Genomic DNA, 10,724 nt, shown 5'->3' with positions numbered 1-10,724 from the left:
GCAGCAGGGCCTGCTTCATTTCGTCTTGCGCGACGATGGCGGAGAAGGGGAAGCGGTTCATAGTGTCAACCAATCTGGACTATGCGGGTTGTAACGGCAAGTGTGCTGTGAAAGACTATGGCCGAGGCGCGGAGCGGCGCCGGACGGGAGTGCCTGAGGCCATGTTGAACGAGCACCGGCTGCGGCGCGAGATTGTCGGCGAGATGCATCTGCGGCGCTGGCCGCCCATCACGCCGCCGATGCGGATCGTGCAGATCCTGCGTCTCGGCCCTTCCGAAGGTCTGCCGCCCTTCCGCGGCGGCCCCGCATTTGCCGCCGAACCGGGCCAGCGCCACATGCAGGGCATCCTTGCGGAAGGCCTCCTGTTCACGTGGGAGCGCCACAGCGAGGCGACCACGCTCACCGTCTTCGCGAGCCCCGATGCCCCGCTCCTCGCCGAAGCCCGTGCCTGGGCGGAAGGCGCGCCGGGCGAAGTGCTGCGCGCCACGCTGATCGATATCGAAGCCGATGCCGCCGCTGCCGCCGCGCGCATGGCCGAGTTCGAGATCGATCCCGCCGAGCTTGTCTGCTGCGACTTCGGTGGCGGCGCGCGGCTTTCATCCGATTTCCGCATCAAGGACGAAGGCTATGGCCGCCTCGTCGTCGCTGCCGGCCAGCTTGGCCCGGTCGATCTCGCCCGCGCCGTCCAGTCGCTGCAGGAGCTCGGCAACTATCGCAACATGGCGCTCCTCGGCCTCCCCGTCGCCCGGGCCTGCTGGAGCAAACTCGATGCCGCAGAGGAGGAACTGCGCGCCTTTGGACGCAAGCTCGATTCGGACGAGACTTCGGACAACGAACTGCTCGACGCGCTCTGCGCCATGAGCCTCGAGCTTGGCACCATCGCCAGCGATTCGCGCTACCGCCTGAGCGCCACCGCCGCCTATGCGCGGCTGGTGGACGAACGCCTCGCCACACTCGCGCCCGTCGCCATACCGGGCTTTGCCAGCCTCGCCGATTTCACCCAGCGCCGCTTCTATCCCGCGATCCGCACGTGCGAGACCGTCGTGCGCCGCCAGCAGGAACTCGCCGAACGCTCCGCCCAGCTCACCTCGCTGCTGCGCACCCGGATCGAGACGCGGATCGAGGATCAGAACGCCCAGCTCCTCAAATCGCTCGAAAGCGCCACCCGCACCCAGCTGCGCCTCCAGCATCTCGTCGAAGGTTTCTCAACCGTCGCGATCACCTACTATGCCGTCTCGCTGCTCGCCTATCTCAGCGGCGGCCTCGCGCTCTTTGGCGTCCACGTCGAGCACGATATCTTCGCCGCGCTCGTCATCGTCCCCGTCTTCATCATGCTCTACGTCTACCTGCGCCGCGAACGGCACCGCCTCGGCGCACACTGACGGAATCGCCTCACCTTATCGTCACCCCGGACTTGATCCGGGGTCCCGCTTCGTTTCGCCGGCGCGGGACCAAAAGCGGGACCCCGGGTCAAGCCCGGGGTGACGAAGAGAGTTCCGGCCACTAACACATTTGCACCTCAAGCCCCGCTTTACGGCGCGCAAAAGGCAGGCAATAGCCATCCCGCACAAGCGCTTCGGTGGAGAGGGACATGGCGGAAGAAGAAACCTTTGCAGACTTGCGCGAAGGCGTGCGCAAGCTTTGTGCGCGGTTCCCCGGCAGCTACTGGCAAGCGCTCGACCGTGACCGGAAGTATCCCACCGAATTCGTGACGACGCTGGCGCAGGAAGGCTGGCTCTCCGTCCTCATTCCCGAGGCTTACGGCGGTTCCGGCCTCGGCCTCGCGGCGGCGACGGCGGTGCTCGAGGAAGTCCACCGCTCCGGTTGCAACGGCGGCGCGGCCCACGCGCAGATGTACACGATGGGCACCCTCCTGCGTCACGGCTCAGAAGAACAGAAGGACCGCTACCTCCCCGCCATCGCGCGCGGAGATCTGCGCCTCCAGGCCTTCGGCGTCACCGAACCCACCAGCGGCACCGATACCACGCGCCTCACCACGTTCGCCCGCAAGGATGGCGACCGCTACGTGGTCAACGGCCAGAAGATCTGGATCAGCCGCGCCGAACATTCCGATCTCATGGTCCTGCTGGTCCGCACCACGCCGCGCGAGGAATGCGCCAAGTCCACCGAGGGCATGAGCGTCCTCCTAGTCGATATGCGCGAAGCCGTCGGCAAGGGCCTCACCATCCGCCCCATCCGCACCATGCTCAACCACGCGACGACCGAGCTGTTCTTTGATGATCTCTCCGTCCCCGCCGAAAACCTCATCGGCAAGGAAGGCGAGGGCTTCCGCTATATCCTCTCCGGCATGAACGCCGAACGTATCCTCATTGCGTCGGAATGCATCGGCGACGCGCGCTTCTTCATCGATCGCGCCAGCGCCTATGCCAAGGACCGCAGCGTCTTCGGCCGCCCCATCGGCCAGAACCAGGGCGTCCAGTTCCCCATCGCCCGCGCTTATATCCAGACCACTGCCGCCGCACAGATGGTGGCAGACGCCGCCGCGAAGTTCGACGCGGGAGAGGGCGCCGGCACCGAGGCGAACATGGCCAAGCTCCTCGCCTCCGAAGCCTCGTGGTTCGCAGCGGACATGTGCGTGCAGACCCACGGCGGCTTCGGCTTTGCCGAGGAATACGACATCGAGCGCAAGTTCCGCGAAACCCGCCTCTATCAGGTCGCGCCGATCTCCTCGAACCTCATCCTCAGCCATGTGGCGACGCACGTTCTGGGCCTGCCGAAGAGCTTCTGATTGGGGGGCTCGCAGAGATCGCAGAGGAAGCAGAGGGTGCGAAGACGAAGGGGCCTGCGGCAAAGCCGTGCAAATCTCAATGGTTCGCTCGCGTTGTAGCCGCTGACGCGGAATCGAGGCACGGCTTCTCTGCGCCCTCTTTCTCCTTTCCGATCTCTGCGAGAACTCCTTACAATCCCGCAGGCCACCAAACCTTGCACCCCCGTCCACAAGGCGTAATCTCCCCTCGCGCGCGGAAACAAGCCCCGAGTCTGAAGGCTTTGGCCGCGCAGCCCTGCATGGAGAAGATGCGATGACCAAGCTTCCCGCCCTGATCTTCAGCTCATGCGCCGCCGCGCTCGCGCTCGCCCCCGTGGCCGCATCCGCTGAAACGGTGGTCCTCACGGCGAACCTTTCCGGCGCCAACGAAGTGGGAGGCGGCGCGCCCGAAGGCAACGGCGCCTTCCGTGTGGAGATCAACACCGATACCGGCGATTTCTGCTACACGCTCTACGGCGAAAAGATTGCCGCGCCGACGATGGCTCACGTCCACACCGGCGCCGCCGATGCCAACGGTGCTCCGGTCATCACGATGGACGTCACCGGCAAGGGCAGCGACATGTGCATCGCGGTCGAGCCCGACAAACTGAAGCCGATCATCGCCAATCCGGCTGGCTACTATGTGAACATCCACAATGCAGACTTCCCCGGTGGTGCCGTACGCGGACAGCTCGCCAAGGGGTGAGCTACCGGAATCGATGCCGAACCGCATCCGGTTCCATCCCAGCATTCCGCAAGTGCCTGTCTGGCGCGCTGCTTTTGCTCGGCTATTCGTATCCCGCTCTGGCTGCTGAATCGGCAGATATCGGCCCCGGCGTCGGAACAGTCTTTCGGGGGCATTCCGGCACTATGGTGTCGGGTTGGGAGTGGGCGGGCGGCGGGCTTTGGCTGCCAGAGAATGCGCCCGCTGATGTTCCCTCCGACGCGCTTGGCTGCTGCTTTGGCGTATTTTCGCGCGCTGGAGAAAAGGGCATTTGGGTCGTGAAGACCGAACCAGTGGAGCGCAACACTACAGGCGGTGTCGAAAGCGAGCGCATTGTCGACAGACTCTTTATCCGTCCGATCAAGGGTGAGGTCCTCAGCGAATGCTGGAGCGGGACCAATGCGTGGCCGGCCCTGACCTTGGTGAGTAGAAGGACTCATCGCGCCCGATCAGTCTTGGTGAACGAACGAGGACTGACGGTCGCCGTGTGGCTCGATCGCGATGGAAGGTGCGATCTCGACGAGCCATAAGCCAGTCTGATTTGCCGCGCTCGACACCCCGCGGCGGCGTGAACGGGGTGCCGCGAAGTCTGGCTCATTCCCCTAAGCAAGCCTCCTCGCCGACCGCGCTCGGCAGTCCGGACCAAGGCATTCGGCAACCCCGCGGCCAAGCTTCGCAGTCCGCTCCGCTCCTGAACTTGCGGACCCTGGGATCGCGATGCTGATCCCGCGAACCAGCCCGCTCTCGCCGCCGCCGTCGTCCGGCCCGAGCGCAACACGACCTGGGAAGCCGGCATCGAGGCCGAGATCTGGAACCGCCGCCTCACCCTCAACCTCGCCGCCTACCACACCACGGTCCGCGATTTTCAGGCAACCGTCGTCGATTCCAGCCAGACCGTCGCCCTGCGCGGCTACCTCTCCAATATCCCTGAAGTGCGCGTGAAGGGGGTTGAGGCCGATAGCAACTGGCGCAGCGGCTATTTCGGCGATCCCACCCTCTCACGCTACACCTGGATCGAAGGCTACAACCTCACCAACGCCAGCATCGGCTACCGGCGCGAGGATGCGGACGGCAAGGGCTGGGACATCGCCGTGTTCGCGCGCAATCTGCTGGGGGCGAACTACATCCAGAACCTCACCATTCAGGCCGGCAACTCCGGGCTGATCCTCGGCACGCCGAGCGATCCGCGCACTGTTGGCGTCACGCTCAGGCTCCGGCGCTAGGTTCGTCCCCCTCCTGCTTGTCGCCCTCCTGCTTGTCACGATGCCGCTGCGGGCGGGGGGAGGGCAGCAGCAACTGGTCGACCAGCGCGGTCAGCCGCTGCGTGCTCACCTGCTCCACCTCGTCCTGCAACGCGCGATACTGCGCAAGGATCGCCTCGCCCAGCGGCGTGAGCTGCGCCCCGGCCTTCTGGTTTCCGGGCGTCGTGGCAACCAGCGGCCCCTGCCAGCACCGGTTCATCGCATCGACCAGCAGCCAGGTCCGCCGATAGCTCATCCCCATCGCCCGCCCCGCGGCCGAGATCGAATGGTGCTGCGCAATCGCCTCCAGCAGATCGGCCTTGCCCGGCCCCATGGCAACTTCATCGCCGCACAGGATCTGGAGCTTGAGCTTGAGGGGAAGCGGCGATGCCATGGCGCCATACTAGCCCGCCCCGCCTGCCAGTCCACAAGGAATGAACCAGCGCGCAGAAGGGCTTTGAAGGTTTCCGCCCGGTTCGATACGAGCACCTCTTTGGTTGCTTCCATCGCCGCGCACCCGGCCATCGCGGGCGGGCCGGCCGCATCACGGCAGATCGTCAGGATTTTTAGTTGCCATGAATTATCGCCATTCCTTCCATGCCGGCAACAGCGCCGATGTCGTGAAGCACAGCCTGCTCATCGCCCTCGTGTGCGCCCTGCAGCAAAAAGAGAGCGCGCTGACCCTGATCGATACCCATGCCGGCTGCGGGCTCTATGATCTGCAAGGTGATGAAGCCGGCCGCACCGGCGAAGCCGCGCAAGGCGTGCTGCGGGCCTTCGCCGATCCCAGCCCCTTGCTCATCGACTACCGCGCTGCCGTGGAAGCCGTGAATTCCGGGGCCGAGCCGCACCTTTATCCCGGCTCGCCCCGGATTCTGGCGCAGCTTCTCCGCCCGCAGGATCTCCTGATCCTCAACGAAAAGCACCCCGAGGACGCCCACACCCTGCGCGTCGCGATGCGCGGCACCCCCGCCGCCGTGCATGAACGCGACGCCTACGAGTTCTGGCTGGCGATGCTGCCGCCCCGCACCCCGCGCGGCGTGGTCGTGGTCGATCCGCCCTACGAGCAGACCGACGAACGCGCCCGCATCACCGCCACCCTCGCCGCCGCGCACCGCAAATGGGCGCACGGCGTAACCGTGATCTGGTATCCCCTGAAAGACCGCGCCGCGCATCAACGCTGGAAGGAGCAACTGCGCAGGCTCGGCATCCCGAAACTGCTGTGGGTGGAGCACTGGCTCTACGATAGCGACCAACCCGGCATCTACAACGGCGCGGGCCTGTTCATCATCAACCCGCCCTACGCCTTCACGCAATCCCTGCCGCCCCTCCTCCAATCCCTGCGCACCGCCCTCGCGCCCGAAGGCCACAAGGGCGAAATCGCCGCCGATTGGCTAAGCCATTGAACCAACCGCGCCGACCATCCTGCTCACCACCCCTCGTCATCGCGAGCAAAGCGAAGCAATCCAGCGCGCCAAACCACCAGCTAGCCAAAAGAAAAAGCCTCCGGCGGGCAAGGGCCACCGCCCTTGCATCCCGGGAACATTTGCATCCTCTGCCGTCGGCTTGCTCAAAGCCTCGGTCGGCCAAGCAATCAACCGCTGATCGGTGAGGTAAACCGAGCCCGCAGTTTCATACCGCGCAAGCTGACCAATGGAAACTCGATGGAGATAAGGCCGCTTGCGACCAGACCCGGTCATTCTTCTGCGGATGCTTGGGTGTCGGCTCATGCCAAAACCGGCCGTGGGCATATCCTTGAACATGCGGGCAGCACCTGCGCCGACAACCATGATTTGATCGTCGTTTGACAGCCTTTTGCGGTGTCGGATCGTGCGGTGGAAATCATTCAGTTGGATTGACTGAAATCGGACGGCGAAGCGCGAGGCCCGCACCGCTTGGACTTGAACCGCGCCGGCGTACGCGCCGGCCGTTTCGCGCGGCCCGCTTGCGCCACCAGATCACCAGGCCGGTCACACTCAGCGCCGCCACCACCAACCCCATGGCCGAGATCAGGATGCGTCCCGGCAGCCCAAGGATCCGGCCCGAGTGCAGCGGAAACTGTGCCTGCACGAAGATGTCGGCGGTGGTGCCCTTCCAAGGTTGGCGGTCGCCAAGCAGCCGACCGTCCGCACCGTCATAGTACAGATAGGGTGGTCCCACGCCTGCCGCACCATGATCGCCGCCGGGTTCGTGAAACGCCACGCCGTAGATACCGTATGCCTGCGCATAGAAGACGCTGCCCACCGGTGCGGCCCAGCGCCGTGCCCGGCCTTCATCAGCCGCCTTTTCAAGGATCGGTGCAAAGCCGAGTTTCGGCACGATCGGCGCATCCAGAGCAGCGGGCACGCGCGTGTCGAACGGAGTTGGCGTTACTGTCGAGACCCGCGACAAAACCGGATAGAACACCTCGCTATAGAGGTTCAGCGAAAACGCGGTGAATGCCAGCATGAACAGCAGGCCCCACAGCCACAGTCCGAAGGCGCGGTGAATGTCGAAGTTGATGCGGAACGCACTGCCCGAGCGCTTGATCCGCCAAGCTGGCCGCCAGCGCTGCCAGAATGATTTGCCCCCAGCCGCGGGTGCCTTCGATCGCGACGGCAGCGTCAGGTAGAAGCCCACGAAGCTGTCAATCGTCCAGAGCACCGCGACGATGCCCATCAGCCAAACGCCCCATCGGTTGATCCCCCACATCTCGGGAATGTGCAGGCTGTAGTGCAGCACGTAGAGGAACGACACGAGGTTTTCGCGCGTGACGGGCCATACCGCGCCCCAGTTGCGCCGGCCCTGCTCGGCCCCGGTCGCAGGATCGAGGAAGACCTGATTGTAGCCCGGCTCGAACTGCCGACCGGCCGCCGGATCGCGCTTGGCGTCTACTCCGAAGGTCAGCGTCGCGCCTGGCTCGGGAACCAGCGCGAACGAAGTTACCCGCACGCGCGGGTCAGCCGCTTCCACCCGCGCTGCCAACGCGAGGGCAGAAAGTGCAGGCCCAGAACTGCGCGCCTCCATCAGCTGCGGATTGAGCAGGTCATCCAGTTCGTGATCCCACGAGATAATCGCCCCCGTGACCCCCGAAACAATCAGGAACCCCGCAATCACGAGGCCCACCCAACGGTGGAGTAGACCGAATAGTGGGCGAAGGGTCATCGGCGATCCTTACGATCTTGGTTGGCCACTGGGGTAAGCAACGCGGCGGGTCGTCTAATGAGAACGATTCGCATCTCTGTCGTGCAGGTGGCACTAGCGGGGTGATTGGTCAATGCTATTGCGACGCGTTCTTATTTTAAGTCTCTCATTTCCAGCGTGGCGTGCCATCCGCAATGCGGGACGGGTGGCCTGACTTTTATGAAAGTGCGCCCGCTACGCAGGGAAATGCGGGCATTCTTTAGCGCGGTTCGCTAAACTACAATATTTGATAATGCGAATCGGTTGCAATAATGAAAGAAGGAGACTAGGGGGCAATCTTCCCCACCCGAGGAGCCTCCTTTCCGATGTCCCTGATCCTTGCACTGGCTGCAGCCGCATCCGCCCCCGCCGAAGAAACGACCAACGATCCGCAGCGGTCGGATATTGTCGTGATCGGGCAGCGCACTGAAGGAAGCGAGGATTATGCAACCAAGTCGCAAACCACGGCAACGCGGATGCCGCTCAGCCAGCGCGAAACGCCCCAATCGGTGAGCGTGGTGACCCGCGCGCAGATCGAGGATTTTCAGCTCAACGATGCCAATGCGTTGCTGGCCACAGTGCCGGGCATCAATGTGCAGACGCAGGAAACCGACCGTTTTTACTATTCCGCACGCGGCTTCGACATCCAGACATTCCAGATCGATGGCATCGGCCTGCCGTTTGCTTTCGAAATCCAGACCGGTTCCATCGACACCGCGATCTATGACCACATCGAAGTCGTGCGCGGCGCGCCTGGCCTTCTATCGTCGACGGGCAATCCTTCGGCAGTGATCAACTTCGTGCGCAAACGTCCGGCCAAGACGTTTCAGGCATCGGCATCCGCGCAATACGGCTCGTTCGACAATCGCCGGGTCGATGGTGATATCAGCATTCCGCTGACCCCCAGCGGCAGCATTCGTGCGCGCGCGGTGGGTGCCTATCTCGATACCGACAGCTACCTTGATCGGTATCACCTGCGCCGCTGGACCGGCTATGGCATTGTCGAAGCGGATCTCGGCACCCAGACCACCGTGAGCGCTGGCTACGGGCATCAGGACCACCAGACGCATGGTGCGATGTGGGGGGGCCTGCCGCTCTACTACACCGATGGCACGCGGATCGATCATGACCGCTCCACCAACACTGGCCCCGATTGGGCTGGCTGGAACGTGATAGACCGGCAGATCTTTGGCGATATCACCCACCAGTTCGGCGGCAGCTGGACCGGCAAGATCAGCGCGGTCCGCCGCGCGGTGAGCGAGAACGACAAGCTGTTCTACGTCTATGGCAATCCGGATCGCACCACCGGAAACGGCATCTTCAGCTACCCCGGCGCGTTCAAGGCAGAGGGACGCAACCTGACGCTTGATGCCTATGTCTCGGGCAAGCTCGGCTTGTTTGGCCGTGCCCACGATGTGATGCTGGGGGTCAATCGCAGCGCCCAGCAATATCGTCAGGCATCAAGCTACGACTTCGCCACCATTGGTGTTGGCCTGCCACTGGCCACTGCGTTCGGCGGCACTTTCCCGCTGCCGAATTTCCCGGTTCCCTATACCCCCAGCCTTGATACCCATACACGCCGGGAAACCGCGTATGGCCTCGTCCGGCTGAACCTTGCCGACCCGCTCAAGATCATGCTCGGTGCCAACTATACCCGCGCCTTCAGCGAGGGCACGTCCTATGGCACGCCGACCAACTACGATCGCAAGCGACTCCTGCCGTTTGTTGGTGCAACCATGGATCTCACCGCCAACATTAGCGCCTATGCGAGCTATGCGACGATCTTCAATCCGCAGACCCAGTTCGATGCCAGCAACCAGCTTCTCAAACCGATCGAGGGCGACAACATCGAGGCAGGCTTCAAGGGTGAGTGGCTGGGCGGGCGGCTCAATGCGAGCGCGGCGATCTTCCAGGCACGGCAGAAGAATACCGCCGAAGCCGCAGGCTTTGACCCGGTCCTCGGGCGCACGATCTACCGCGGTGTCGATGCCACGTCGCAGGGCGTTGAGCTCGAATTCGGCGGCCAGCTTGCGCCCGGGCTGCAGGCTACGGGCGGCTACACAGTTATGCGGGTGCGCGGTGAAAACGGCGAGCCGGTGCGCACGTTCGTGCCGCGCAATACCGCGCGGCTGAACGTCACTTATGCGCCGCCGTCCCTGCCTGCGCTCAAGCTCGGCGCGTCGTTCCAATATCAGAGCCGGTTCTATCTCGAACCCGGCGCGGTATCGACCACGACGGGTCTGCCGATCCGGATCACGCAGAACGGTTACGCAGTGCTCGACCTGCTGGCCCGCTATGCGCTGACCGACCACGTTGCAGTGAGCGCCAATGTCAGGAATGTTACCAACGCCAAGTACCTCGGCGCACTCAATTATGATCAGGGCTTCTACAGTGCGCCGCGATCAGTGCTCGGCACATTGGCCGTGCGCTATTGAGAATGGGAGACTGTCATTCTGCCTCCATTCTCACTCGGAGATAAAGACGTCGGTGCAATCCCGCTTGTATCAACCTGCTGCGATGACGCCATCGGGCTGTTCGGCCGAGTATGGCCGAAAGGCGGTATGCAACTTTCACCAATTTCCATCTGTCAGCTGCCACTGCCGGCAACCGACCAATTGGAGTCGCAGTGTAAGGCCAGTTTGGCAGCCCTCGACTATCGGGTTGTGGCGAAGAAGCTGCCGTTGAACAATGCGTACGGAAACGGCAGCTTCGTCTAAGGATTTCGGGCGCTTGCGTACGGAATCCTGACATGGAGGAACCCGCGGGCCCCATCCAATGGTCTATGGGTAAAAGGGCTTTGGTGTGGATCGGGGTGACTGAGGCTGCCGTG

Annotated in this window: 9 protein-coding genes and 1 pseudogene; 7 read left to right on the top strand and 3 right to left on the bottom strand. The window is 63.7% G+C overall.

Annotation, left to right across the window (positions count from 1 at the left end):
- Positions 1-161: 161 nt before the first annotated feature.
- The 5 genes and pseudogenes from Q0071_RS18660 to Q0071_RS18640 form a co-directional block, all read left to right on the top strand.
- Positions 162-1,382: a DUF3422 domain-containing protein gene (locus tag Q0071_RS18660; RefSeq protein ID WP_298173198.1), complete on the top strand. Its 1,221-nt coding sequence runs from the start codon at positions 162-164 to the stop codon at positions 1,380-1,382.
- A gap of 209 nt (positions 1,383-1,591) precedes the next feature.
- Positions 1,592-2,749 (top strand): acyl-CoA dehydrogenase family protein, encoded by a 1,158-nt coding sequence (locus tag Q0071_RS18655; protein WP_298173196.1) that lies wholly within the window; start codon positions 1,592-1,594, stop codon positions 2,747-2,749.
- Positions 2,750-3,041: 292 nt separating this feature from the next.
- The gene (locus tag Q0071_RS18650) at positions 3,042-3,473 is read left to right on the top strand and encodes a CHRD domain-containing protein (RefSeq protein ID WP_298173193.1); all 432 of its coding nucleotides are present in this window, start codon (positions 3,042-3,044) and stop codon (positions 3,471-3,473) included.
- On the top strand, positions 3,470-4,021 hold the full coding sequence (locus Q0071_RS18645; RefSeq protein ID WP_298173190.1) for a hypothetical protein: 552 nt from the start codon (positions 3,470-3,472) through the stop codon (positions 4,019-4,021). The genes Q0071_RS18650 and Q0071_RS18645 overlap by 4 nt, the downstream gene beginning before the upstream one ends.
- 240 nt (positions 4,022-4,261) lie before the next feature.
- Positions 4,262-4,714, top strand: a pseudogene (locus tag Q0071_RS18640) (TonB-dependent receptor); the annotation flags it as partial.
- Here the strand turns inward: Q0071_RS18640 and Q0071_RS18635 are convergent.
- Complete coding sequence (locus Q0071_RS18635) at positions 4,698-5,126, bottom strand: LysR family transcriptional regulator (RefSeq protein WP_298173187.1); 429 nt, start codon at positions 5,124-5,126, stop codon at positions 4,698-4,700. The pseudogene Q0071_RS18640 and the gene Q0071_RS18635 overlap by 17 nt on opposite strands.
- 181 nt (positions 5,127-5,307) lie before the next feature.
- On the opposite strand from Q0071_RS18635, the gene rlmJ reads away from it, so the two are divergent.
- On the top strand, positions 5,308-6,138 hold the full coding sequence (gene rlmJ, locus Q0071_RS18630; protein ID WP_298173183.1) for a 23S rRNA (adenine(2030)-N(6))-methyltransferase RlmJ: 831 nt from the start codon (positions 5,308-5,310) through the stop codon (positions 6,136-6,138).
- A gap of 36 nt (positions 6,139-6,174) precedes the next feature.
- Here the strand turns inward: rlmJ and Q0071_RS18625 are convergent, their stop codons facing one another.
- Together Q0071_RS18625 and Q0071_RS18620 are read right to left on the bottom strand one after the other, a co-directional pair.
- On the bottom strand, positions 6,175-6,495 hold the full coding sequence (locus Q0071_RS18625; RefSeq protein ID WP_298173180.1) for a hypothetical protein: 321 nt from the start codon (positions 6,493-6,495) through the stop codon (positions 6,175-6,177).
- A gap of 79 nt (positions 6,496-6,574) precedes the next feature.
- The gene (locus tag Q0071_RS18620) at positions 6,575-7,876 is read right to left on the bottom strand and encodes a PepSY-associated TM helix domain-containing protein (RefSeq protein WP_298173177.1); all 1,302 of its coding nucleotides are present in this window, start codon (positions 7,874-7,876) and stop codon (positions 6,575-6,577) included.
- 344 nt (positions 7,877-8,220) lie between these two features.
- Between Q0071_RS18620 and Q0071_RS18615 the strand changes: the two genes are divergently transcribed.
- On the top strand, positions 8,221-10,329 hold the full coding sequence (locus tag Q0071_RS18615) for a TonB-dependent siderophore receptor (protein ID WP_298173174.1): 2,109 nt from the start codon (positions 8,221-8,223) through the stop codon (positions 10,327-10,329).
- The last annotated feature ends 395 nt before the right edge of the window (positions 10,330-10,724 follow it).

Source organism: Novosphingobium sp. (assembly GCF_027486195.1).
Lineage (GTDB): Bacteria > Pseudomonadota > Alphaproteobacteria > Sphingomonadales > Sphingomonadaceae > Novosphingobium.
Note: the sequence above shows the minus strand (reverse complement) of the source record. Positions and strands in the feature narration are given on the sequence as shown.

Excerpts from the sequence above, each read along its gene's own strand:
- Q0071_RS18660 (WP_298173198.1), top strand. The coding sequence starts at position 162 with ATGTTGAACGAGCACCGGCTGCGGCGCGAGATTGTCGGCGAGATGCAT.
- Q0071_RS18655 (WP_298173196.1), top strand. The coding sequence starts at position 1,592 with ATGGCGGAAGAAGAAACCTTTGCAGACTTGCGCGAAGGCGTGCGCAAG.
- Q0071_RS18650 (WP_298173193.1), top strand. The coding sequence starts at position 3,042 with ATGACCAAGCTTCCCGCCCTGATCTTCAGCTCATGCGCCGCCGCGCTC.
- Q0071_RS18635 (WP_298173187.1), bottom strand. The coding sequence starts at position 5,126 with ATGGCATCGCCGCTTCCCCTCAAGCTCAAGCTCCAGATCCTGTGCGGC.
- rlmJ (WP_298173183.1), top strand. The coding sequence starts at position 5,308 with ATGAATTATCGCCATTCCTTCCATGCCGGCAACAGCGCCGATGTCGTG.
- Q0071_RS18625 (WP_298173180.1), bottom strand. The coding sequence starts at position 6,495 with ATGTTCAAGGATATGCCCACGGCCGGTTTTGGCATGAGCCGACACCCA.
- Q0071_RS18620 (WP_298173177.1), bottom strand. The coding sequence starts at position 7,876 with ATGACCCTTCGCCCACTATTCGGTCTACTCCACCGTTGGGTGGGCCTC.
- Q0071_RS18615 (WP_298173174.1), top strand. The coding sequence starts at position 8,221 with ATGTCCCTGATCCTTGCACTGGCTGCAGCCGCATCCGCCCCCGCCGAA.